Below are 23,967 nucleotides of genomic sequence, written 5' to 3'. Positions count from 1 at the left end.
AAAAAAGATCTTTTTAAATAACTGCGATCTAAAACGATCTTTAGATCGCAGTTAAGATCAAGGAATAGATCTACTAAGCTGTTGTTAAATAATTTGTATTTTATTATTTTTATTTTGATATTGAATAAAATATCTACTATTATGTCCCAGTGTTCAAATACTGGGTAAACGTTATGTTATTAATGCCGCAAAAGGATTGGCAATGGAAATATAACGATTCGTATGGTGTATTAGGCGTATCGTTAGGTTCCGAGATAGAATTTCTGACGGCTTATAAAGCAAAATCATTAATTCCTGATGCCTTATCGAGGATGGAATTTAATATCGCGCACGCCAAATTCTATATGAGCTTACTCGAGAAGTTGCCTAAAACCCTCTCTTTAACCGATGCCGCCATTGTGCAAATTGCTCTCAATGCCACCGCAGCCCATTTTATGCTTACACCGCAGATGCCAAAATCTTGGTTTTTTGATACCAGCGATGTCTGTGTTTATAGCGATGTGGGTAAAGTATTTGAGCTTAAATGCCAAAAGCAAAGGGCACTCGTGCTTGTGGTTGAAAACACCCTGCAATCAGCCTTAGTGATGTTATTATCGCCCGAGTGTGTTTTATCCGGTGCTAAAACTATGGTGCAGTTTGAAACCATTAAAGTGATGCATAACCGCCTACACCCATTACGTGTACAGCGCCATGTGGTCGCGGCCTAGATTGTGGTTGCAGCATCGCGTGATTGCATATAAATAGTTATTGTTGGTTTTGAATATCTACCATTAGGCATCAATTACTATTGTTTTTGATATCCACCACTAGCTGATTGTTTGCTCAAATCCCTATGGCGCAGATGTGCTATCGATAGTATTTTTCCCAAGAAAATCTTTTTCTATCTCCATATTAATTTTCAACTCCTTGCTATTAAATACCATTGAATGTTAACTCGTTAGCCTTGCTACTCTTAATTCGAATTTTCTTTTTGTATAAAACACTCTTTATCATCCCAAGTAGGTTTGCCATGGCATTCACTCGTCGACTCGGTGAATAGAAACCTAGGGTTTCTAAGCATATGAACGAGAGCCATGGTCGTTCTCATGCATCCCTGCATTGCACGACATTCTGGCGTCCTGCCTATCTGTAGTGGCATAGTGAATTTGGCCACCTAATAAGAAATGTTATGATCCCCTCATAACCCATTTAGGTGACAACATGAATAAAAGTAAACGTGCACGATATAGCGCTGCCATTAAGCTTGAAACCGCTCAATTAGTCGTTGATCAAGGTTACACACAAGAAGCGGCGGCGAAAGCCATGAACGTGGGTAAATCGACGGTCAGTAAGTGGGTAACACAGCTTCAAATCGAGCGCCAAGGGCTTGCGCCTAAAGCCTCACCCATGACACCTGAGCAGATTGAAATCAGGGCACTTAAACGTGAAATTGAGCGCATAAATCTCGAGAAAGAAATCTTAAAAAAGGCTACTGCTCTATTGATGTCGGACTCGCTGAACAATTCTCGATAATCGAGAAACTCAATCAGAGCAACAAATACCCTATTTCAGTGTTATGCCACGTATTCAACGTGAACCGGAGCAGTTACCGTTATTGGATGAGCCGTGAGCTTTGTGTAACACCTGAACAGCGGCTTTTAGAATGTGAAATCAAAGCGATACATGCTGAAAGCAAACAGTCTGCGGGTGCGCGAAGTATCGCCACAATTGCCTCTGAACGTGGCTTTGCATTAAGTCGTTATCGGGCAACGCGGTTAATGAAAAAGCTCGGATTAGTGAGTTGCCAACAACCCAAACACCGTTATAAAAAGGCTGAAAATGAGCATGTGACTATCCCTAATGCACTCAAACGGCAATTTGCAGTTGTCGAACCTAACACCGTTTGGTGTGGCGATGTGACGTATATTTGGGCGGGTAATCGTTGGTGCTATTTAGCGGTTGTACTGGATTTATTTTCGAGAAAGGCCATTGGTTGGGCAATGTCATTTTCACCGGATACAGAGTTAACGGTAAAAGCGTTAGAAATGGCATTTGAATCAAGAGGAAAGCCTAAAAACCTGATATTCCACTCAGACCAAGGCTGCCATTATACCAGCCTGAAATACCGTCAACGGTTGTGGAAATATCAAATCACCCAAAGCATGAGCCGTCGCGGTAACTGCTGGGATAATGCGCCAATGGAGCGATTTTTCAGGAGTTTAAAAACGGAATGGATCCCGACACAAGGCTATAAGAGTTTTAGCGAAGCTAAACAAGATGTGACCGATTACATCATTGGTTATTACTGTGAAGTCAGGCCACATCATTACAATGCAGGATTGAGCCCAAATGAATCAGAGCGACGATTTTGGGAAGATTCTAAAGCTGTGGCCAAATTTAGTTGACCACTACATAGTCGTTGTAAGGGAGACAGACGCTCAGAAGAAAGTGATCCACCATTAAGGATAAGACGATATTCTTGCTCATATTCCCAACTGCGATGCTTTGAACATAAAAAACTGTCCGACTTATCCCAATGATTTTTTATTTCATTCAAGTCGACGCATGTTAGGTTACTTACCAATTTTCGGGGAAGTAGCCAGCATGCATTATGAAAGTCAATATTTTCAGAATAATTAACTTTTGAGAATGGTATAGAGCTAGGCACTGATATTCTGTACGTTTCAGTGATCCCTACTGAGTTTATACAATTGGAAGGGTCTTGCTTTAATGCTCCATCAATGGTTCTGAATATAAGGCTATAACCGAAGTGCTGTGCTCCATAATGTCCCCACATAAGATGGTCATTACTTTTAGAAGAGAATGAGACAAAATAACCTAGTTTAGGACTTGAATAAGATAAATAACGTTGAACTTCCTCAGCAAAAAAAGTCACATTTTTTGGCATTGTATCTTGATTTTCAGGTTCAGAAACCACATCGCCAAAGATGCTAATTAATCTACCAGCCATTATTTCTCCGTAAGTGATCGGAGTTCTTCTAGATAAAGCTGTTGCAAGTATCTCGATATGGTACTCATTTATTTCTGAATCACCCCAAGATACCTCCTTTATGTCATTATTTACCTGATTTAAGAGCCTCATCCATAGTTCTTTATCCGAAGGGAAATGGTAAAAGCTCTCCCCATCAAATGGATCATTCAACTCATCTTGAGAGGCAAAGTACAATTCATTATAGAGAAGTTCTTTAAAGGATAACTCAGTTGAAGACCTGTATCGGTATAAGAGCATAAAAGTAAAAGTCATTGATGATTAATTACTTACATCCTATCAATAGATTTGAGTAATCTGCAAGATTAAAGAATGAATGCTCGAATGAGACTGAATAAGCTATCACGAAATTTGTGACATTTTTCAGTTGGCCACTCAGTGAAACTGACTTTCTGGGAAGATCACTTTATTTGAAAAAGTACGGCAATTATCATGCGACTGATCGGCGTGTAACTAACTTCAAGTGAGAGACGACAGCGGAGGGAGTCGAACCCACATACACAGCGCATGGCGCAGTCTGCTTTACCAGTTAAGAGTACACTGACATCTCTCAAGACCGAATATAACAGCATCGAGTGAGTAACAACTAGATCCAACGGAGTTAAACTATTGGAAAGCGTTTCAAATTAGACCTAATTATGGGTTGAATGTGAAATAGTCGAAAATTGAATTATCGTGAAAAATCGCGGCAATTATCGCGCTACAGATCATTGGATGCAGGGGCGCCCCGTCTGATGTGAAAGGATTCACAAATGCCGCGATGGCATGGATGCTAAAAAGCGGCCCTGGGGCGGACGGTCGTCTCGCCCCATGGCGCACCTTTTAGCATTTGCGTAGTCTGGAGGCTCAAGAGGGGGAAGTCTTTATTTAACTATGGTTGGCACTATTTTCTGTATTGTTTGCGCAGCGCTAAAAGCAAAAAAATTGTAGGTGTCCAATTTTGGGTTTTTATCGTGCAATGGGCTCTTAATTATCGTGGGTTAGATCAAAAAGGGGATGTTGCCATTTTTCACTACTCAACACTGTCTTTATATACAGTTATAATAAGAAGGCAATAAAATATCCAGAAAGCGAGCCATAAAAAGTGAAAAAAGTATCGCTTTGTTTGTTCCTGAAAATTAATATATTGAAAATATTATGTTTTTAATTATGTGTAATTTACATACCACGCTAAATCGCTTCTAGGTATGTAAGGTCTCGATTTTTCTGCATGAAAAAATGTTGAAAACTCATCATAAGCGATGCTAAGTTACTGCAATATTTAAATTATTTATTCGGATTGTTCGAAGGTTAAGCAATTTACGGCTTGGGTTTCGTTAGAAGTCCGGGTAATACACTGTTATGCAAGATTCAAACAGGCAATGGGGTAAGAATGTCTATCTCAACAATTTCAAGTTTGATTGCTAGGTTGCAAAAGGAAATATCAGATCTCCATCACAAAATGAGTTTGGAGACAAAAAAGGAGTCTGATTGTGGAAGTCGGATCGGGCAAATTGAAAGGAGTATTACCAAAAGCACTAGTATTAGCACTCTGAAAAGCAAAAGCGCTGAAGTACAAAGAAAACAGGCTGAGATAGCTAAGATACAAGTAAATAAAGCGGGTCTTTATAAAAAGCTATCCGACAAAGAAGGGCAGTTGCTAAAGGCTAAGCAAGATCTTCTTAAAGAAGAGGAAAAGGAACGTAAAAAGCAAGCCGTTGCCGACGAGAGAGAAAGGAAAAAACTAGCAGATATAGAAAAGAGGCATCAGAGAGAGCAGTTTGAATATCAGCGCCGGTTGCGAGCAGAGATCAATCAAACTGCGAATATGGCTGCTTCTGTGAAAGAGTTGGCGAGCACTCAAAAAATTTCGCATGCAAACATTGTGAAATATGACTTGTTTATATCCCATGCCTCAGAAGATAAGGATGAATTTGTTCGTCCGCTCGCTGAAACGCTAGAAAATATTGGGGTTAAAGTATGGTATGACGAATTCACTTTAAAAGTTGGCGATAGCTTGCGAAAAAGCATCGATCAAGGGTTGGTAAACTCGAGATTTGGAACAGTGATTCTATCATCTGCTTTTTGCTCGAAGAATTGGACACAGTACGAGCTTGACTCGATGGTTGCGCGGGAAATGAATGGACATAAAATGATATTGCCGATATGGCACAAAATAACAAAGAATGAAGTTATTAATTTTAGCCCAGCACTTGCGGATAAAGTCGCGCTAAATACTTCTTTGCAGAGCATTGAGGAAATCGCCGGAGAGCTCGCAGAGGTAATTTTGGGCGCAAAGGCATAACAATGTGATGCTAGGGAAAATTTACTCGCTGGCGCTCCTAAATTTCCGCAGAGCGCGGCGTTATGCTTAACACGACTTAAGGTGCTCGTATGCCCACTATAAGACTTCAAGAACGAGGCGAAGATGGGACGATTCTAGATACTCTTTCTGGGGAAGTGTCAGATTCCGATTTGGAGTTGTTCGCTAAATTTTCGACTCATCTTGACCGTTTAATGGGCTGCACTCTCATTCGGCGGGGCATCCCAGGCATAGCAGGTATTAAGTGGGAGGGGGGCATATGCAATCAGCGCTGGCAGCTATACGAATCCAGAGCTGTATGAGCTGTTACATGTACTTCGGCCATTGATTCTCCACAACGAGCCAGCTTCTTTCGGTTCAATTCGCTCTGCTTTAGGTCGATGTTTTAAAAACAAACGTCTCTCAATCCACATGAAGTCGCTACAGTATATATTCGATCACGGGCAGCTGGCTTCATATATGCAGGTTTCAATCGGAGAGCAGAAAATCTTCAACGATTCGCTTCTGCGAATGTGGCTGAACGGTACTCAATACCATACAGAGGAAGATAAGGCTGTTGCATGGAAGACTTTAGAAGATGATTTGACCACTGAAAACGCACGAGCAGTGGTCATCAATCAATTGAAAGACAGAGTGTATGCGCTGTTTCAACTCGGTCATATTGTGAAAGAAATTTTGAGTGATGATGTGGAACCCGCATAACAAGTAAGGATAGGCTGCGCGTAGCCGCGACCTTATCCCAAGTGTTGAACAAGCCCGATGCTGGTTGTTGACACTTTATTATGCAAATAGCTGATTGAAAACTTGAAGGTGCTAAAGTCTTATTTTGAAAGAGACTTTTGTGCAGACATTACCTGCCCTTAGGGTTTAACTAGACACCCATTGTTAAATTTGGTTACCCAGTATACGCCGGGGGGCGATGAGATTAAGCACTGTCGTGGAAGTGACCGTCCGTGACAGGGATGTCACGGTCGAGCCTATAGGGATACTTCTTACTAGGTAACAGGACGGTGTGTCACTGGAATGACAGTGCTTAACCAAACTCCATCAAACAACCTAAAATCTAGATCCTCGCTCAAAGGTATTGGCCAGCAAATCATTCCCTTTATCGACCACCCATAAAAACGCCTGCGATTGCAGGCGTTTTGTTTAATTCAACTCGTTTGGCTTTTATGCGCTAGAGCATTAAATAGCGGACTACTTTTTAATCCATTTGCCTTTGGCATCTTGCACATAGTTGCCTTTATCTGTGGCGGCGATGGCTTTTTCGCCGGCGAGTTTAGCGACATCGGCGGCGGAGAGTTTGTTCTTCTTGGCGATGGTTTCGTAGTGGGCGCGGCGTTTGTTATTGACATCGTCCATCACGGCTTTGGCTTCGGGATTGGCTTTTACTAAACCTAAGTAGCCGTTGGCTTGCTCGCCTAAATAGCCCTGTGATTTCGCTTCTTGAAGTGACATGGCGAAGGCGCTTAGGCTTAAAAGGCTAAGGCTCAAGAAGCTGAGGGTTAATAGCTGTAGTAACTTTGATTTTAGTCGCTTTGTTGTTAGTCGCATTGATTTCATAGTGATTCCTCAATTCTGATGTAATTAGAACAACTGCTCATCTGACAGAAGCTGATCTAGCTCCTTATCCACTTTGATTTTTATTTCGTGTTCAATTTTCACATTGAGATTGATAACGATAGGTTTATCCGGCGGTTCAATTTTGACTGTGGGGGCGCAGCCCGGCAATATGGCAAGTGCAGCCAAGGCGACAAGAGCGCTTCGGGCATTTAGGCTAATTTGCTGTAATTGAATAATTTTCAATGATATTTCCTTATTACTTCACGGATTTTTCGATTCTATCCTGCAGATCGTTACCAATCTGTAGACTCCTGAATAATTGCAGCATGTTCTCTTCATGGGAGTAATTCAAGTGGATTGGGCGTTCAATCCCTTGGCTTTGTCCTTTCACCTCCACGAGCAGTTTAGCATCACCCGCAGTGTCCATATCAAAACTGCTGGATAACTGGCTGTATTGTAAGTGTTCTAACGCCGAAAATACAAAGTCGAGGTAAGGTTGGGATTGGCGCATCTGATCCACGGCGGGATTGCCCGAGATGGCGATTAAGCCGCCGGGGGCGCGGGCGGCTAATTGACCGCCGGTGATAGAGACTTTGCCGTTGACTAAATCGACGGGTAATACGCCATCGAAAATACCGTCGGCATAGACACCAATTTGTGGCTGAATACGTAGCACTTCTTCCAGGCTCATGCCCTGCAATAGTAGATAGGCATGGGATTTATCCTGTAGTTTTAAATTAAAGTCGGGCAGCAAAAATTGGCCACTGAGCACTTTACCTTTGGCCGTCATGGAAACATCGGTATCGCTTAAGCCTGTAAGTTGTTGCAGCCAATTGTCGGGCAGCTTCTGCGCATCTTTGCCCAGGGCAATATCGGCTTCCACTTCTATATCTGTGAGTGGAAAGCCGGGATCAAACAGGTTAAAGGTCATCCGCGTTTGCGGGCAATTGAGTTTACTTAGGCTGTTAACAGAGCCTTTATCCTGCGGCTCTTTTTTATGAGAGAGGCCCCAAGTGAACTCACATTGCGCCTGCAGTTTTCCACCCTCAAAGGTGATGTCCTTATAAAAACCTTCAAGTTCGGTCATTGACTGGGTGATTTGCATGGCAAATTGGGTCTGATCGCGCTTTTGCGTCAGCTTAAACTGCGCCTGTAATTGGTTATGACCCGTGACATTAAGCTCAGCAGGCAAGGGTTGGGTTTGATTGAGTAAAGACAGTGCCTCGGTCATGCTGGTATCGACAACCCATTGACCCGTCAGCACTAAGGGGTTATTCGCATTAGCGAGGTTTAGCCTGTGTTGGCTTTGCAATTCAACTGTGCCGACTTGCCAACGTTCATCACCCAAGAGCGTGTTATTTTTCCAATTTAAGCTTTGTGCCAGCGTTAAGGTATCTAGCTTTAGCACAGTTTCTTTGCGGCTGCGGCCTTTGCTACTGAGCTGTTTTTCGATATTAAGCTGACTGGCTCGCCACTCAAGCTGATTCAGCCAAGGGGAGGCGAGCAGTGAGTCGAGTGGGGCTTCATTATTGGGCTTAAGCTCAAATGACACGGCTTGTTGTAATGCAATCGAGAAATGGCCCGCGCTCATATCGGTTTTGCTGATGATGTTATTAGCACTTTTGCTATTACTATCAGTGTTTTTATCCGTACTTTTATCTGTGCTCGCCTCTGTCACCCGCGTTTTCGCCGCAGCCGTTTCAGCCACAAGTGTCTGCGTGGTTTGCGAAATATGCAGTTGCTCCAGTGCTAAGGTCAAAGGTGGCAAGGCCAGCGTTAACTTAGTATCTGATGCGGGCTCTGAGTGCGGTACTGGGCTGATATTTAGTATTTGTTGCGAGTCGAGTTTAAGCGGCGCATGGGCATGTACTCTGATACTGCCAAGGCTCATATCGGCATATTTAGGCGCATTTTTTTCTTGGGGATTGATATACTTAAGCCCACCGATGGCGAACCGCAGGGTATCGCCAGCATTGTGCTTTGCTGCTTGCATTGTTTCTGCCGCCTCAATAGGCGCAGTGATAAATTGCCAGTCGGTTGAGTTTGGCGCCCGATTAAAACGCAGTTTCCCAGCCGTGGTTAACTGACTAGTATTCCAGCTGAGATCTTGGGGCATATTCGCCCATAATTCAGATAATTGCAGTGGGCTTGTTTGCTTAGCGTTAAGGCGCCAATCCATGTTGAAGGCAAGCGCTTCGGTTGATGTTGTGATTTCAATATTAGCCAAATCGACTTGGGTATCTAGCTTACTGCCTAAGGTTTTTAGCTGAAGTTGGGGAAGCTTGACGTTAAGCGGCTTATTTTCAAGCGGCTCATTCATAAGCGGTTGACTCTGTGCATCTTGTTGAATGTGAGTCAGCGGATAATGCCAGGCTTCGGGTAATGTCAGCGATAATCCCACCGGGGCATCTGTGCTTTTAAGCCCTGACAGCAGCTTAGCGATTTGGCTCGCGGTCTGATCCGGCACTTGCTCCGAAGCGGGCTTGGCTGCCGGCTGGGTTAAAGATTGAGACGAAGGCTGAGCTAAAGGTTGAGTTAAAGGCTTAGCCAGCGACTTATCGAGCAGCTGCATCAATCGCTGTTGCTGCGCAGCATTTGGAGTCAAGGCTAAGCTAAAGGGCTCTAGTTTTAGGTTAAGCTCGGTTAAATGCCCGGCAATTTGAAATTCGAGAGCAGGTTTTGGCGCAAGTTCTAGCGCAGCCAATTGATTAAAGGTCAGCTTAGGCGTGATTAACTGGTGCTGGCTGATAAGCTCGCCCGAAGTTAATGTGATACTGCTGCTCGAGACTAATTGCCCTTGTAAATCAATTGCTAATGCTTGCCACTTTGTATCAAGTTCAGCTAACGAACTTAACACACTGTCTTGAGTTTGCCTTAGGCTTATCTGATGAATGCTCGCCAGTAGCGGCGCGAGTTGGATTTGACTCTTGAGTTGCCACTTGTTGGTTTCGAGTGTTGCTTTAAGTTTGGCGATGCTTTCGCCTGCCTGGCTAAACTCGCTGCTGATTTCCCCCGCGCCATTAAGGCTTAGCTTGTCCATCACCAAACGATAGGCGGGCAAGTCATCTTTGGCGTTGAGAGATCGAGCTTTGAGAGATTGCGCTTTAAGAATGAGGCTGGTTTTACCTATATCAATAAGGGGTAATGATTTGATATCTAAGGCTACTGCGGGGCCTTGCTTATCGATGGCACTTTGATTCGCCGCAAATAGGGATTGCCCTAACTCGACCTCAATATCACCCGTGGATATGTGGGTGATTTTTTGAGTGAGGTATGAGACTTGGCCGTACTGTTTAAGCTCGGCGAAACTCTGGGGCCAGTCAAGTTTTAGCTTAATATTCAGATTATTAAGCCTGATATGACTATCATTTACCCTAAGATTGGCTGAGGCAATCCGCCAATCTTCTAACTGACTGTTGCCTAGCTCAATATCAATCAGCTCGCTGTCCATGCCAGCGAGGGCAACATTTGCCGCCTGCATGATCAGTTTTTCGGCTTGGGTATTCATAATCCAAACGGTTAACGCTACACCCGCTAAGATGGCCGTTATTGTGGTTGCGAGCAGGGCTTTTTTCACTCTCACTCTAGCCGTGTTAGTTTGAGGGGCGTTTGCGCCAGCAGGCTTGTGGATCTTAGGCATTTGGCTTGAATATTATCCTTATCATCATCGCCCCTTGGCAGAACAGATTTTACCTTGCTATTTTACTTTGCTATCGAGAGCGGCTGTTACCGCCATATTGAGCGCCATACTTCATTAAGCGTATAGAACAAGGTTAGCTGGGTACTTTGGCAGTTTAACACTCAAGCACTTAGCTGACTAATATTGATCGCCACCATAAAAATAAGTGCCTGTAGTCATTAATATAGACTTTACAGACACTTGTATCGTTAACTGTTAACTAACTCAATAGCTGCGCGGCAATAATCGCAATCCCACCTATGCTGGCAAAGACCAAGGCAAGCTTGCCGCCCATGACGCGATAACCCGTCGGCATATTGGCTGCATCCCGTGTTTGGCGCTGTGCCCACACCATGGCCACGGGTAAAAAGATGGCGAGGATCACTAGCGCAATCGCCGCGTAACCCAGGGCTGTGATAAAACCTTGAGGGTAGAAGAGGGCAAAACCTAAGGGCGGTAAAAAGGTGATAGCCGCGGTTAAGCTGCGACCGGTAGCATTATCTTCTTGCCTTAAGCTTGAGGCCATAAAATCGAACAGACCTAAACTCACCCCTAAAAACGAGGTCGCAAGGGCTAAATCGGCAAATAGACTAATAGCGCTACTTAAGTATTCACTGTGCAGTACGCTTGCCAGTTGATTGATAAAGCTCGATAAACTCTGATTTTCGAGCAATTGGCTTTGGCTTAAAACGCCTTGACTGCCCAGTTGCCACAAAAGGTAAATCACTAATGGCAAAGCGGAGCCGAGCAGCATGATCCTGCGTAGGGCTTTGACTTCAACGCCCAAGTAGCGCACCACTGAGGGAATCGAACCGTGAAAACCAAAGGAAGTAAAAATCACCGGAATAGCCGAGATAATCAGCCCTTGGTTAAGGGGAAGTTCGAGTAAATGTGGGCTTTCAACCTGTGGTAGTAATAATGCGAGCATTAAGAGTAACGCCACGATTTTTAGGCTAAACAGGCCGCGATTAATAAGATCCACACAGTGGGTGCCCAAACCGACAATGGTGCCCACCAACAACGTAAATAATACTGCGCCCGCCTGTGGTGGTAATTGCAAACCCAGCCAAGTCGTCAGCTTTTGGTTCACTTGCTCGCCGCCGCCAGCTATATAGGCGGCGCAGAGGGCGTACAGTAAAAACATCAAGGCGCTATTGGCGATCAACTGGCCCTTACGACCCAATAAGCCTTGGGCTAGCTGATTAAGGCTGGCATCACTGGGCGCGAATTGGTGAATTTCCACCATGAGTAGCGCCGTGTAGGCCATCAGCGCCCATAGGATGAGCATAATGGCGGAGGAAGTGCCAAAGCCGAGTCCCGCCGATGCGATAGGCAAAGCCAGCATACCCGCGCCGATTGTGGTGCCGGCAATTAGCAGCAAACTGCCGATAAATTTATTTTGTGTCATAACATGATCTCAAAAGCGTGTCGCAAGAAAATGAGCTAAAGACTTAGCTCGAAAGCCACTGCCTTAAAGGATTTTGATGCGATTCAATGTGAAACGATTCAAGCACAAAATGATTTAAGCAAATGAGACAGTGGCGCTCAGCGGATCCGAAAGGATATGGCCACAATGGAAGGTCAGGCGAGGTGCCTATCTATGCCATTGCGGCTACAGATAGGGATAATAAAAGGGTGTGAAACACATAAAACTTGCCTTAGCGTGTGTTGAGTAAACAGGGATAGCCGTGATTAAATTCGGTTCGATTATCAAAGGTGGTGCTCTCTTTAATCTTTTTACTTAAAAGACAGTCATTTTATGAGTCGCTGGAACAGCCGCGCCTTAAATCTTTTTGCTGCCGGGACTTAACATCGGCAACGGAGGCTACCTTAGGGATCTGAGATGTACTTGTCAACCATTACAACCGTATTTTGTTTGTTTTTTGTCATGTGACTAAGCTGAAAGACATGCCTAACTCATACTGAGTTTATGGTCAACGAGGGGGAGGAAAGAGGAGTTCGCTAGGTTTATGGCAAGATAAAAAATGCCGCCGACTTGATTTAAGTAGGCGGCATTTTTAGCGGTAAAACCGATAGACGTGAGATCTGAGTCAGTAAGCAGATTATGCTTTGCTCTGCAGCGCCTTTTTATGCCTTGCCAGCAAGTTTGCTGTGATATCACTGAGGCTTAAATCTTGATCTTCAAGTAATACCAGCAAGTGATAGATAAGATCTGAGGCTTCGTTAACCAGTTCTTCCTTATCGTGGGTCGCGGCGGCAAGGGCGGTTTCAAGACCTTCTTCGCCAACCTTTTGGGCGATACGTTTTGTGCCGCGCGCAAACAAAGACGCCGTGTAACTGGAATCGGCACTTTGCCCTTTACGTGAGGCGATTAAGCTGGCGAGATTATTCAAAAAGGGATGCGCATTGTCATCTAACCAGCAACTTTCGGTGCCTTTATGGCAGGTTGGGCCGTTGGGGATCACTTGCACTAACAGGCTGTCGTTATCGCAGTCCTTATCGATAGCGACCAACTTTAGGGTATTTCCCGAGGTTTCACCTTTGGTCCATAAACGCTGTTTTGAGCGGCTGAAAAAGGTGACATCACCTGTGCTCAAGGTTTTTTCCAGCGCGGCCTTATTCATATAACCGAGCATTAATACCTTGCCCGATAAATGATTTTGGATAACGGCAGGAATAAGCCCATCCTGTTTGTCCCAATCCAGCTCATTAACTTGAACAGGGCTAAAATCCGACTTAGTGTTTGTTTGCGTTGACATAGTATTCACTCTTAATCTCTTTGTAGAACCTAGAACCTAGAACCTAGAACCTAGAACCTAGAACCTAGAACCTAGAACCTAGAACCTAGAACCTAGAACCGCTCTAGCGTCTAATCGCGATCCCTTCGGCCGCTAAATAGGCTTTTAACTCACCAATGTTGATAATCGCCTTGTGGAATACGCTCGCTGCCAGCGCGGCATCGACCTTAGCTTCAATAAATACATCACGGAAATGCGCCATAGTCCCAGCGCCGCCCGAGGCAATTAAAGGCACGTCGCAAATGGCACGAACAAGACTTAACTGCTTGATATCATAGCCGCCGCGCACGCCGTCTTGGTTCATCACGTTTAGCACTATTTCACCACAACCACGTTTTTGCACTTCTTCAACCCAGTCTTGGGTAAACCATTGGGTATCTTTGGTCGCCGCTTCATCGCCAGTAAATTGCTTTACCTTATAGCTGTTGCTGGCAGCATCGAAAAAGGAGTCGATACCAATCACGATACACTGGCGGCCGAACTCGTCCTGCAGGCGCGAGATCAAACTCGGATCGGTTAAGGCGGGCGAGTTAATCGAAATCTTATCTGCCCCAAAGGCTAATAATTCACGGGCTTGGCTAATGGTTTTAATGCCACCTGCCACGCAGAAGGGAATATCAATCTGCTCCGCCACGCGGCTCACCCAAGATTTATCGACCACACGTTCGTGGGCGCTGGCGGTAATGTCATAAAACACTAGCTCATCGGCACCTTCTTCGGCATAACGCGCGGCTAAGGGGACGATATCGCCGACAATTTCGTGGTTACGAAATTGCACGCCTTTCACTACTTTACCGTCTTTCACATCTAAACAGGGGACTAGTCGTTTGGCCAGCATTGGATTGCCTCCGCCACGTTAAACTGATTGATAAGCAAGGCTTTACCTATGATGATGCCCGCAGCGCCGCTGTCTCGCACGGCGGCAACATCATCAAGGGTCGCAATACCGCCGGAGGCTTGCCAAGCTATATTGGGATAGCTGGCTGCAATTTCTTGATAAAGCGCGGTATTCGCGCCCGTTAAGGTGCCGTCACGGCTAATATCAGTCACTAGCGCATGCTTTAAACCAACCGCGCTAAAGGTTTCTACGAGGGATTCTAGACTCTTACCGCCGCCACTTTGCCAACCGGAAACGGCGACCATTTTCTCGCCGCTCTGGTTGATATTGACATCCAGCGCGAGGCAAATCGCTTCGCTGCCGTATTTGATAAACCATTGTTTGACTAACTCAGGTTCTTTTACCGCCAGTGAGCCAATCACCACACGTTTTACGCCGATAGCTAATAATTCAGTGACTTGCTCCTGCGTGCGAATACCGCCGCCCACTTGAATATTGGCGTTTAGTCCCGCCACTAATTCACTGATAAGGCGAGTTTGGCGTTTAGCAGGATCCTTCGCGCCCGTTAAATCAACGATATGCAACCATTTCGCACCTTGGGCCTCGTAGGATTGCAACTGTGCCAAAGGACTTAAATCAAAGGTGGTCTGCTGGCCGTAATCGCCCTGATAAAGGCGAACAACATTGCCATCAATTAAATCGATCGCAGGAATAATCATAGGCTCATATCCTCGATTGATTTATTTATAAGTAATTTATTAATAACTAGTTTTTTAATGAGTAATTTATTCATTGGTCAGTCTTTCCTGCGCCAACTTGTCCATCAGCGCTTCATCCATCAGCAAAAAGTTACGCAGAATTTGCGCGCCCACGGCGGCACTTTTTTCGGGGTGGAACTGCACGCCCATAAAGTTGCCTTTGCCGATGGCGGCGCTAAAACCTTCACCATAAGTACATTCTGCTAAGGTAAATTCGCTCAACGGCGCGCGGTAACTGTGGACGAAATACACATAACTGCCATCTTCAATGCCCGCAAACAGCGGGTGAACGCTAGGTGCTTTTGCATCTTGTGAGTTAGTAGTGAGCTTAAGTTGGTTCCAGCCCATGTGCGGTAAAGGTAAGCCTTCAGCTTTGAGTAACTCAGTATCCAGCTCGCAAATGTCGGTTGGGATTATGCCTAAGCACTCGCAATCTTGACCTTTTCCGCCGCGCTCCTTCGAAATTGCCGCGAGCATTTGCATGCCAAGGCACACGCCGAGCACAGGTTGAGTCAGGCCTTGAATGAGTTCGACCAAGCCTTTTTCATGCAAGGACGCCATGGCTGCTCCTGCCGTACCCACGCCCGGCAGTACCACACGTTTTGCTGCTTTGATTTTGGCTTTATCGTCTGTGACCAATACCTTAGCGCCTAAACGCTCGAAGGCGAAACGTACTGAGTTTAAATTGGCACAGCCCGTGTCTATGATCACGGTTTCTGCATCTGCTGATGCATTGGCTGTTAATTGCGAGCTAGCTGTTAATTGCCGGCCAGCTGTTAATGGAGTGTCTTGTTGCATCCTAACCTCTTAAACGATTTATGCTGATGCCTTAAAGCACGCCTTTGCTCGATGGCAGAATATCGCCTTCGACTTTAACCGCTTGGCGTAGCGCGCGGCCGAGCACTTTAAATAGGGCTTCAACCTTGTGGTGATCGTTATCGCCTTCGGTCGATACATGCAGCGTACAACGCAGGCCATCGGCAAAGGAGCGGAAGAAGTGTGGCACCATTTCAGTGGCCATTTCGCCGACGTGCTCGCGTTCAAAATCGGCCGAAAATTTGATAAAAGGGCGGCCAGAGATATCCAGCAGACATTCGCCCTTGGCTTCGTCCATCGGCAGGCTAAAGCCGAAACGGGCAATGCCGCGTTTGTCGCCGAGCGCTTGGCGCAGGGCATCACCTATGGCCAGCGCCGTGTCTTCGATGCTGTGGTGATCGTCGATTTCTAGATCGCCATCGACTTTCACATCCATTCTAAAATTACCGTGGGTGGCAATTTGATCGAGCATGTGGTCGAAAAAGCCAATGCCAGTGTCGATTTTACCTTTAACGGGGCTGTCGAGATCCACAGTCACACGAATGTCGGTTTCTTTGGTGGTACGCACAACAGTGGCGGTGCGACCTTTATTCAGCAGCGCATCGGCGATGTCGTTCCAACCTAAAGTGTCGCGTTGATATTTCAGGCTTTTAATGCCCATGGCATTGCCCAGTTCCACATCGGTTTCGCGATCGCCAATCACAGCCGATTGGGTGAAATCGATGCAGCCTTGGGTGAGATAGTCTTTTACTAGCCCAAGCTTAGGTTTACGGCAGCTGCAATTTTCATCGTTAAAGTGCGGGCAAATCACCACATCTTCGAAGTTAACCCCTTGGCTTTTGAGGATTTGCATCATCATATTGTGGGGTGCGTCGAAATCTTCCTGCGGGAAAGACGGTGTGCCAAGGCCGTCTTGATTGCTGACCATGACTAAGCGAAACCCTGCCTTTTGCAGACGTAGCAAAGCGGGGATCACCTGTGGCTCAAACACTAATTTCGCCAGGCTATCGACCTGTTTGTCGGTGACGGGCTCTTCAATTAAGGTGCCATCGCGGTCGATAAACAGAATTTTTTGTGCAACGTTCGGGATAAATTGTGGGTTCATGGCGCTACCTTAAAATATAGTTCGTTTTATTATTCAACTCGTTGTGACTCAAAAAGGGCGACTAAGCTATCGGTATCCGCCTTTGAACTAAAGCTAAAGCGGATCGCCTTGGCAAGCCTTGGATCTTTGTAGGCGCGGGCAACAACACCACTGCCTTGCAGTAACGCCGCGACCTTGGCGACATCATCAAATTCAGCTAGCACATAGTTGCCATAGGGTGTTAGCACTCTGCCACCCCATTGCTCACAATAAAGATTGAGTGCCGCGGCGAGTCTTTTACCCTGTTGATTGAGCTCCCTTACCTGATGTTTCATCCGTGCAACACCAGCGCTTGATAGCGCCTGTGTGGCGACCTCACTCACGGGCAGTGGCACAGGATAGGGCGCAATCACGCGCATAATGATTTCGACTACGGCCTCGTTTGCCAGCATAAAACCACAGCGTGCGCCAGCGAGTGCGAAGGCTTTTGACAGGGTGCGCAGTACCACCAGATTAGGATAGCTTTCCAGCAAATCCGCCACGCTGTATTCAGGGCAAAACTCAATATAAGCCTCGTCGATCACCACAAGCGAATCGGGCAGTGCGTTGATCGCTTGCTCGATAATAGCTTTGCCTAACACAGTCCCAGTCGGATTATTAGGATTGCAGATAAACACCAGTTTTGCGCCGCGAACGTCCTCGGCATAGCTTGTCGGCAAGCCATATTCTGCGCTGAGATTTAATGCTTTAACGCCCACATTGAAAGTGTTCGCGCTGATGGCATACATGCCGTAGGTCGGGCCAAAGGTTGCAATACTATCAACGCCTGGAATACAAAAGGCGCGAATTAATAGTTCAATTGCTTCATCGGCGCCGCGGCTGGCAACTATCTTACTGGCGCTTACGCCGCTATAGTCGCTATAGGCACTGATAAGCTTTGGCGGTTGGCATTCTGGGTAACGATTTAATTTCGATAAATCGAGCGCTGCCGTATCGACATTATTAAAGGGCGATTCGTTGGCATTGATCCAAATATCTCCCTGACCGCCCAGTCTGCGGGCACTCTGGTAGGGAACTAAATCCAGTAACTCGGGGCGAGCTAGACGCTCGGCTAAATTTAGCGGCGCCGATTGCGCTAACGTTGATGCCGTTAATGCTGTGGGTTCTGCTGTCTTTTCCATGCTGCTCACTTGGCTCATTTTCTTCACTCACATCTTATTCAGCGGATCATTTCTCTAGGCTAGCTAGGCGAATGGCAACGGCATTTTTGTGCGCATCGAGCAATTCGTTACTGGCTAACGTCATGACCGCTTGTCCTAGTCCGATTAAGCCCTTAGCGCTGAGTTCCTGCACGGTAAAGCGGCGGCTAAAGTCGGCTAATGATAGGCTCGACACGGCGCGGCTGTAACCGTAGGTCGGTAGCACGTGGTTGGTGCCACTGGCATAATCGCCAACAGATTCAGGTGTATAAGCGCCTAAAAATACCGAGCCCGCGGCGCGAATGTTTTTCAGCACCTCACGGGGAAAGCGCGTTTGAATGATCAAGTGCTCAGGCCCATATTGATTGGAAACCTGCGCGGCTTGCAGCATGTCGTCCACAACAAAAGTGCGACTGCTGAGGAGCGCCGTTGCCGCAATATCACAACGTGGCAGGGCGGCGAGTTGTCTTGTCAGCGCGTCATTGACGCCATCGGCGATAGCTTGGGAATCTGTCACTAAGATCACTTGCGAATCTGGGCCGTGCTCCGCCTGCGAAAGCAAATCGGCAGCGATAAATTCGCAATTGGCGTCGCTATCGGCGATCACCAACACCTCAGAAGGGCCGGCTGGCATATCGATACACACAGTGCAGCGACTATCCTGTGACACTAAGCGTTTAGCTTCAGTCACATAGCGATTACCTGGGCCAAAAATCTTATCGACCGCGGGAATCGTTTCTGTGCCAAATGCCAGTGCCGCAATGGCCTGCGCGCCGCCCACTTGATAGATTTCAGTGATCCCACAGGCATTGGCGGCATAGATAATGGCATCGTTGATGGGTGGTGGGCTGACTAATACTCTTTGTTCGCAGCCTGCGATCTTGGCGGGCAGGGCGAGCATCATCACGGTCGAAATTAATGGCGCACTGCCACCGGGGATATATAAACCCACTTTTTCAATCGGTTCGCTACGTAGCTCGCAGCGAACTCCCGCCTCGGTCTCCATATCAATCGGGCGAAATTGCTGGGCGCTGTGAAACACATCTATGTTCGCCATGGCTTTGGCGATCGCCGCTTTAAGCTCTGGCGATACCCGTGCGCTTGCTGCGTTAATCTCGGTTTCACTCAGACGCAGCTCACCACTTCCTTGTCCATTTACATCTCTGGTCGCGCTATTGAAGCCATCAAACTTTTGATTAAATTCGGCAATGGCGGTATCACCCCGCGTCGCCACCGCATCGATAATATCGCGAACGCTTTGCTCTAAGCCGCTATCACCAATTAAGGGCGAGCGTTTCAGCGCCGTTTTCTGTTCGGCGGTTGATAAGGTTGACCAAGTTAGGATTTCCATACATTACCCCATCATTTTTTCGATTGGCATTACCAGAATCGAGCTGGCACCGAGTGCGGTCAGCTGTTCCATGGTATCCCAGAACAAATCTTCGGTACTGACGGCGTGGATAGCAACGCGGTTAGTATCATCATTTAATGGCAATACGGTTGGGTTTTCAGCGCCGGGCAGCAGGGCTACGATTTGATCTAAGGTTTCAGTTGGCGCGTGCAGTAGAATGTATTTGCTCTCACGGGCGCGGATAACACCGTTGACGCGAGATAGAATTTTGTCGATGAGTGCTTGTTTAGTCGGTGATTGGGTTTGGGTCGATTGAATGATGCAGGCCATAGAGCGGTAAATCACTTCGGTTTCGTATAAACCGTTGGCCTCTAAGGTAGCGCCCGTCGACACGAGATCACAAATCCCATCGGCAAGGCCGGCACGTGGGGCGACTTCAACCGAGCCTTTTAACATACAGTCGCGATAAGTTATGCCTTTTTGTTGCATAAAACGGCGCAGCAGATTCGGGTAAGAAGTGGCGATACGTAATCCTTCTAACGAGGAGGCATCGGCGTAACTGAATTCTGTCGGTACGGCTAACGAGAGGCGACATGAGCCGAAATCTAACTGACGTAGCTTGAGGCAATCTGCGGGTTTGTTCAGAGTTTGACGCTCGATTTGTTCTTCTTCGAGCACGTTTTCACCTATGATCCCCATATCGATCACGCCGTCCATCACCAGTCCAGGGATATCGTCATCACGAACGCGCAGTAAATCGATAGGCATATTGTCAGCGTGAGCGATAAGGCGTTGTTCATTAATGGAAAATTTAACACCACAGCTTTTTAGCAGTTGCTGAGAGTCAGTAGAAAGACGGCCAGATTTTTGGATGGCGATGCGTAAACGGTTCGATTCAGTCATAGTGTTATCTCGCTCAAAAGTATCAAAATTAAAAGATTCAAAGTAGGTTGTTTAATCGGTTTAATACGCATGCCGTTCAATGGGCTCTAGCTAAAAACTCTAACTAAGTTCTCTAGTTAAGATCTCTAGCTAACGTATTGATAATTTATTAAATATCTAAAATTTCTTATTTAAATTTAAATCAAAATTAAAACCAAAATTAACGCCTAAAAGCAAAAACCCCCGGAATTCCTTCCAGGGGTTTTTGATCATCTTGAATCAGTCCGCCAGAAGGATATAGTCCTCCGGCAGTGAGCGTCCGAAGGCTACCGCATATGGTGGTGATGGTGGTGGATAGCGTTCAGTAATGGGCTCATGTTACTCTCTCGGTATTTAACGTTATTGGCTTAACTGTTCGAAATAAAGTGCGGTCGAAATACAGTGGAGCCTTGAATGTGTTGTTACGGACGTCTATCCGTATAAGTGGATTTAAACTAACCGCTTTTATGGGCCTTTGCAACAGTCAATTTGAATTAAATGAGAATATTTATGCGTTTTTGTGAAAGGCAGAGGGTTATCGTTAAATAAAGCCATTGAGCATATTTGTTGGGCGAATGTTGAAAGTGGACAAAAATGTGTTGGGAAGCCGTGTGGGAGATTCGTAACCTGAATTGTTGTGAGTTGACAGGCATCCACGCTGGCGACCCATAATGAATGGACTTAATGCCGTCTCTTGAATGGCGCGAGGGAAAGAACCTGCGAAATTAATCCTTGCTAACTTGTAGTCTGAACTCAAATCAGCATAATGTTTTGAGCTGTTAAGCTTAACGCTATGGTTTACGGCAGTGGCTTGCGGCACTAATCGGTGCTTGTGCTAAAAAGTTATCACTATGCACTTGTACCGCCGCCACGCAGCAACTTATTGTGTCGCCTACTTTATTATCTTATAACGCGTCCTAACACTTTGATAAAGGATAGATTCTCCCTTTGACTCGCTCCCGCCAACCGACATCAAAGCATGTTTCCTCTAAAGAAATCGTCGCTAAGCCTGCTGCCTCAAAAGGTACAGCTGCGGTGAGTCGACTCGCGGCCGAAGTGCAGCGTGCATTTTTGCCTGATGGAGTATTGTCTAAACATATTCAAGGGTTTAGTGCGCGTCAAAGCCAAATCCAAATGGCGCAGTGGGTGAGTGAGGCTATGTCCACTCAAGGTGATTTGGTGATCGAAGCGGGCACAGGGGTGGGTAAAACCTTTGCGTATTTGATCCCCGCGATATTGAGCGGTAAGCAAGTCATCGTTAGTACGGGCAGTAAAAACCTACAAGAACAGTTGTTTTTTAAGGATTTACCCGCGCTGGTCACTATGTTGGGGATTGAGCCCAAACTGGCGCTGCTGAAGGGGCGCAATAACTATCTGTGCCAGTGGCGACTCGATAAACAGATGAGCGAGGCGACGCAGATCGATGCGCGCCTGTTGGACGATTTGTTGAAAATAAATCAATGGGCGGGGATCAGTAAAGATGGCGATATTGGCGGTTTAACCTCAGTGCCGGAGAATTCCTCGGCGCTGCCGCTCGTGGTCAGCACTAAGGAAAGCTGTATTGGTAAGCGCTGCAATTTTTACGATGCCTGTTTTACCCGCAAGGCGCGCAGCCGGGCCATGGATGCCAAAATTATCGTGGTAAACCACCATTTGTTTTTCGCCGATAGCGTTCTAAAAGACACGGGCTTTGCCGAGTTATTGCCCGATCCCGATGTGGTGATTTTCGATGAAGCGCATTTATTACCCGATATTTGCGTTAATTATTTTGGCCAACAATGTTCGAGCCGCACTATCGATGATTTTATTCAAAAGTTATTGGTTATTTATCAAACGGAACTCAGTGACACAGGGCAAATTGCTCAGTTTTGTCAGCGTTGCCTCGCCAAATTAAGTGATTGGCATAATCAGCTTTATTCCAGCGGTGAATCCGATTGGCGACGGGTGTTAGGAAATAAAGCCATAGTGCTTGCCTCTTGGGATTTGTTGACCGAATTAACCGCCCTGCAAAATTTATTACTGGCCCATATTGGCCGCAGTGAATTATTGGATGATATTGCCATTAAGCTTACCGAACTTAATAGTAAGCTGAACGTATTTTTTAGCTGTGATAATAATCAGGCAGCCTACAGTATCGAATTTGGCAGTCGTTTTGTTGGGCTGCGAATATCACCGATTAATATTGCCCGTGAGTGCCAGCAATTATTTGTGCCTGAAACGAGTTGGATATTTACCTCGGCAACCCTGCAGGTTAATCGTAGCTTGGAGCACTTTGCCAGAGAGATGGGCATAATCAATGCGCGGCAAGGTATTTTAGACAGTCCCTTCGATTATCCCCGTCAGGCAGTATTTTGTGTGCCCAGACAACTTGGGAGCGTGACCAATCAACAGCAGGCCTTAAAACAACTGGTGGATGTGTGTGTGCAAGCGATAGATGCGGCGCAGGGGCGCACTTTTATTTTATTCACTAGCCACCACATGCTCGAACAAACGGCGCTGGCGCTGCGAACTCGCACTCAGTATCCGCTGCTGGTGCAAGGGCAGGCGGGTAAACAGAGTTTGCTGACTAAGTTTCGTCAACTCGGTAATGCGGTATTGCTCGGCACCAGCAGTTTTTGGGAAGGAGTGGATGTGCGCGGCAAACTCTTAAGCTGCGTAATTATCGACAAATTACCTTTCGTGTCGCCCGATGAGCCTTTGTACCGCGCGAGGGCAGACAATGTAAGTCGTCAGGGACTCGATCCTTTTACTGAAGTATCCTTACCTCAGGCGATTATTGCACTAAAACAAGGTGTTGGCCGCTTAATTCGCGATGAAAAAGACCGCGGTGTGCTGATCCTTTGTGATAATCGCATCGTGAATCGCTATTACGGCCAAGCCTTTTTAAATTCGCTACCGCCGATGGCGCGCACCCGCGATTTAGATAAAGCCTTGGCATTCTTGAGAACAATACCCTGACACTCGTCTTATGGTTTACTTGGGATGCTTAAATTTGTCTTATTTTTATGGAATATGAGCTAAGTATTGAGCCGTTACACATATTGTAAGGATATAAAAACGGAGGTAAAAATTGCCACCTGTGAGCAATAGATGGCAAACACCCTTGGAGGTTGGGTCAAGTGGCATCCTGCCAAATGGGTCCATTCAAAACAAATTATTCTTCGGCTTTGGGCTTTAGATTTTTAGTGAGTTAATGGCATTCTTTGCAGGCATCTGCAGGTGCCTTTTCTTCATGGGCGATATGGCAATTAGTGCATGTTAAAACGCCATCATGCTTAGTATGAGCTTCACCTGCGAGTGTTTTCATTTCGCCATGGCATGATACACATTGCTCATTTTCAAAAACATAATCCGCAGAAGGTGTTTTATCCTTATGGCATGATTCACAGTCAGATCTTTCAGAATGGCTGTCGGCAAGTGATGCCGCCATTAAACTAGTAGAGAAACACAGTGCACACATTAGCATCATCTTTTTAAGCATGTTATTTTCCTTCTTTTATTGTGGTTTAAATCATCATTCTCAAGCCAGCAAATAAATGTTTATTCGATAATAAAGAGCTAGTGGCGCAATATAGATAATGCGCCAGCATTGCTTTTTAAAGGTCTAAATAGTTTTTCCCTTAAAGCTTATGCCGTTATTTTATTATTAATGTGCTCTGAGATATATTAAGGTTCAATAGGGTTTATTAAGCTTGAGTTAATAATAAT

Annotated in this window: 19 protein-coding genes; 5 read left to right on the top strand and 14 right to left on the bottom strand. The window is 46.0% G+C overall.

Annotated elements, in window-relative coordinates:
- Positions 1-173 precede the first annotated feature (173 nt).
- A complete protein-coding gene (locus JFT56_RS10955) occupies positions 174-707 on the top strand; it encodes a cell division protein ZapC (RefSeq protein WP_007648572.1) in 534 nt (177 codons plus the stop codon).
- A 493-nt stretch (positions 708-1,200) separates the two neighbouring features.
- A protein-coding gene (locus tag JFT56_RS10950) for an IS3 family transposase (protein WP_198780141.1) occupies positions 1,201-2,384 on the top strand; the annotation gives its coding sequence in 2 pieces (ribosomal slippage) (positions 1,201-1,456 and positions 1,456-2,384; 1,185 coding nt in all).
- On the opposite strand, the gene JFT56_RS10945 is transcribed toward JFT56_RS10950, so the two are convergent.
- Complete coding sequence (locus JFT56_RS10945; RefSeq protein WP_198780140.1) at positions 2,306-3,244, bottom strand: DUF2971 domain-containing protein; 939 nt, start codon at positions 3,242-3,244, stop codon at positions 2,306-2,308. The two genes, JFT56_RS10950 and JFT56_RS10945, sit on opposite strands and share 79 nt — an antisense overlap.
- A gap of 1,117 nt (positions 3,245-4,361) precedes the next feature.
- Between JFT56_RS10945 and JFT56_RS20010 the strand changes: the two genes are divergently transcribed.
- The gene (locus tag JFT56_RS20010; RefSeq protein WP_198780139.1) at positions 4,362-5,273 is read left to right on the top strand and encodes a toll/interleukin-1 receptor domain-containing protein; all 912 of its coding nucleotides are present in this window, start codon (positions 4,362-4,364) and stop codon (positions 5,271-5,273) included.
- A 477-nt stretch (positions 5,274-5,750) separates the two neighbouring features.
- Positions 5,751-5,993, top strand: coding sequence for a hypothetical protein (locus JFT56_RS10935; RefSeq protein WP_198780138.1), 243 nt, complete (start codon positions 5,751-5,753; stop codon positions 5,991-5,993).
- 495 nt (positions 5,994-6,488) lie between these two features.
- Here the strand turns inward: JFT56_RS10935 and JFT56_RS10930 are convergent, their stop codons facing one another.
- The 12 genes from JFT56_RS10930 to hisG form a co-directional block, all read right to left on the bottom strand.
- Positions 6,489-6,854, bottom strand: a complete 366-nt coding sequence (locus tag JFT56_RS10930) for a YdbL family protein (protein ID WP_198780137.1) — start codon at positions 6,852-6,854, stop codon at positions 6,489-6,491.
- Between the two features lie 24 nt (positions 6,855-6,878).
- Positions 6,879-7,097, bottom strand: coding sequence for a YnbE family lipoprotein (locus JFT56_RS10925; RefSeq protein WP_198780136.1), 219 nt, complete (start codon positions 7,095-7,097; stop codon positions 6,879-6,881).
- Positions 7,098-7,110: 13 nt separating this feature from the next.
- Positions 7,111-10,494 (bottom strand): YdbH domain-containing protein, encoded by a 3,384-nt coding sequence (locus JFT56_RS10920; RefSeq protein ID WP_198780135.1) that lies wholly within the window; start codon positions 10,492-10,494, stop codon positions 7,111-7,113.
- 259 nt (positions 10,495-10,753) lie between these two features.
- Complete coding sequence (locus tag JFT56_RS10915) at positions 10,754-11,941, bottom strand: aromatic amino acid transport family protein (protein ID WP_198780134.1); 1,188 nt, start codon at positions 11,939-11,941, stop codon at positions 10,754-10,756.
- Positions 11,942-12,596: 655 nt separating this feature from the next.
- A complete protein-coding gene (hisIE, locus tag JFT56_RS10910) occupies positions 12,597-13,253 on the bottom strand; it encodes a bifunctional phosphoribosyl-AMP cyclohydrolase/phosphoribosyl-ATP diphosphatase HisIE (protein ID WP_198780133.1) in 657 nt (218 codons plus the stop codon).
- A 103-nt stretch (positions 13,254-13,356) separates the two neighbouring features.
- Positions 13,357-14,130, bottom strand: coding sequence for an imidazole glycerol phosphate synthase subunit HisF (gene hisF / locus JFT56_RS10905; protein WP_198780132.1), 774 nt, complete (start codon positions 14,128-14,130; stop codon positions 13,357-13,359).
- Entirely contained in the window at positions 14,112-14,849 is a 738-nt protein-coding gene (gene hisA / locus JFT56_RS10900; protein ID WP_198780131.1) for a 1-(5-phosphoribosyl)-5-[(5-phosphoribosylamino)methylideneamino]imidazole-4-carboxamide isomerase, read from the bottom strand. Before hisA ends, hisF begins: the two co-directional genes overlap by 19 nt.
- Before the next feature lie 66 nt (positions 14,850-14,915).
- Positions 14,916-15,686, bottom strand: a complete 771-nt coding sequence (hisH, locus tag JFT56_RS10895; protein WP_198780130.1) for an imidazole glycerol phosphate synthase subunit HisH — start codon at positions 15,684-15,686, stop codon at positions 14,916-14,918.
- Between the two features lie 31 nt (positions 15,687-15,717).
- Positions 15,718-16,809, bottom strand: coding sequence for a bifunctional histidinol-phosphatase/imidazoleglycerol-phosphate dehydratase HisB (gene hisB, locus JFT56_RS10890; protein WP_198780129.1), 1,092 nt, complete (start codon positions 16,807-16,809; stop codon positions 15,718-15,720).
- A gap of 29 nt (positions 16,810-16,838) precedes the next feature.
- Positions 16,839-17,987, bottom strand: a complete 1,149-nt coding sequence (gene hisC / locus JFT56_RS10885; RefSeq protein ID WP_198780128.1) for a histidinol-phosphate transaminase — start codon at positions 17,985-17,987, stop codon at positions 16,839-16,841.
- A 28-nt stretch (positions 17,988-18,015) separates the two neighbouring features.
- Complete coding sequence (gene hisD / locus JFT56_RS10880) at positions 18,016-19,338, bottom strand: histidinol dehydrogenase (protein ID WP_198780127.1); 1,323 nt, start codon at positions 19,336-19,338, stop codon at positions 18,016-18,018.
- Positions 19,339-19,341: 3 nt separating this feature from the next.
- The gene (gene hisG, locus JFT56_RS10875; protein ID WP_198780126.1) at positions 19,342-20,241 is read right to left on the bottom strand and encodes an ATP phosphoribosyltransferase; all 900 of its coding nucleotides are present in this window, start codon (positions 20,239-20,241) and stop codon (positions 19,342-19,344) included.
- A gap of 966 nt (positions 20,242-21,207) precedes the next feature.
- Here hisG and JFT56_RS10870 point away from each other — a divergent pair.
- Positions 21,208-23,217 carry an ATP-dependent DNA helicase gene (locus tag JFT56_RS10870; protein ID WP_198780125.1) on the top strand — a complete coding sequence of 670 codons (2,010 nt, stop codon included), beginning with the start codon at positions 21,208-21,210 and terminating at the stop codon, positions 23,215-23,217.
- Positions 23,218-23,449: 232 nt separating this feature from the next.
- Here the strand turns inward: JFT56_RS10870 and JFT56_RS10865 are convergent, their stop codons facing one another.
- Entirely contained in the window at positions 23,450-23,740 is a 291-nt protein-coding gene (locus JFT56_RS10865) for a cytochrome c3 family protein (protein WP_198780124.1), read from the bottom strand.
- Positions 23,741-23,967 lie beyond the last annotated feature (227 nt).

Source organism: Shewanella putrefaciens, assembly GCF_016406305.1.
Classification (GTDB): Bacteria; Pseudomonadota; Gammaproteobacteria; order Enterobacterales; family Shewanellaceae; genus Shewanella; species Shewanella putrefaciens_C.
The sequence above is the reverse complement of the archived record's forward strand: the minus strand, read 5'-3'. Positions and strand labels throughout refer to the sequence as shown.

What these genes read in the sequence shown, in the direction of transcription:
- hisIE (WP_198780133.1), bottom strand. Translation starts at nt 13,253, where the DNA reads ATGTCAACGCAAACAAACACTAAGTCGGATTTTAGCCCTGTTCAAGTT.
- hisD (WP_198780127.1), bottom strand. Translation starts at nt 19,338, where the DNA reads ATGGAAATCCTAACTTGGTCAACCTTATCAACCGCCGAACAGAAAACG.
- hisB (WP_198780129.1), bottom strand. Translation starts at nt 16,809, where the DNA reads ATGAACCCACAATTTATCCCGAACGTTGCACAAAAAATTCTGTTTATC.
- JFT56_RS10920 (WP_198780135.1), bottom strand. Translation starts at nt 10,494, where the DNA reads ATGCCTAAGATCCACAAGCCTGCTGGCGCAAACGCCCCTCAAACTAAC.
- hisC (WP_198780128.1), bottom strand. Translation starts at nt 17,987, where the DNA reads ATGAGCCAAGTGAGCAGCATGGAAAAGACAGCAGAACCCACAGCATTA.
- hisA (WP_198780131.1), bottom strand. Translation starts at nt 14,849, where the DNA reads ATGATTATTCCTGCGATCGATTTAATTGATGGCAATGTTGTTCGCCTT.
- JFT56_RS20010 (WP_198780139.1), top strand. Translation starts at nt 4,362, where the DNA reads ATGTCTATCTCAACAATTTCAAGTTTGATTGCTAGGTTGCAAAAGGAA.
- JFT56_RS10930 (WP_198780137.1), bottom strand. Translation starts at nt 6,854, where the DNA reads ATGAAATCAATGCGACTAACAACAAAGCGACTAAAATCAAAGTTACTA.
- JFT56_RS10955 (WP_007648572.1), top strand. Translation starts at nt 174, where the DNA reads ATGTTATTAATGCCGCAAAAGGATTGGCAATGGAAATATAACGATTCG.
- hisG (WP_198780126.1), bottom strand. Translation starts at nt 20,241, where the DNA reads ATGACTGAATCGAACCGTTTACGCATCGCCATCCAAAAATCTGGCCGT.
- JFT56_RS10945 (WP_198780140.1), bottom strand. Translation starts at nt 3,244, where the DNA reads ATGACTTTTACTTTTATGCTCTTATACCGATACAGGTCTTCAACTGAG.
- JFT56_RS10935 (WP_198780138.1), top strand. Translation starts at nt 5,751, where the DNA reads ATGCAGGTTTCAATCGGAGAGCAGAAAATCTTCAACGATTCGCTTCTG.
- JFT56_RS10915 (WP_198780134.1), bottom strand. Translation starts at nt 11,941, where the DNA reads ATGACACAAAATAAATTTATCGGCAGTTTGCTGCTAATTGCCGGCACC.
- JFT56_RS10865 (WP_198780124.1), bottom strand. Translation starts at nt 23,740, where the DNA reads ATGCTTAAAAAGATGATGCTAATGTGTGCACTGTGTTTCTCTACTAGT.
- hisF (WP_198780132.1), bottom strand. Translation starts at nt 14,130, where the DNA reads ATGCTGGCCAAACGACTAGTCCCCTGTTTAGATGTGAAAGACGGTAAA.
- hisH (WP_198780130.1), bottom strand. Translation starts at nt 15,686, where the DNA reads ATGCAACAAGACACTCCATTAACAGCTGGCCGGCAATTAACAGCTAGC.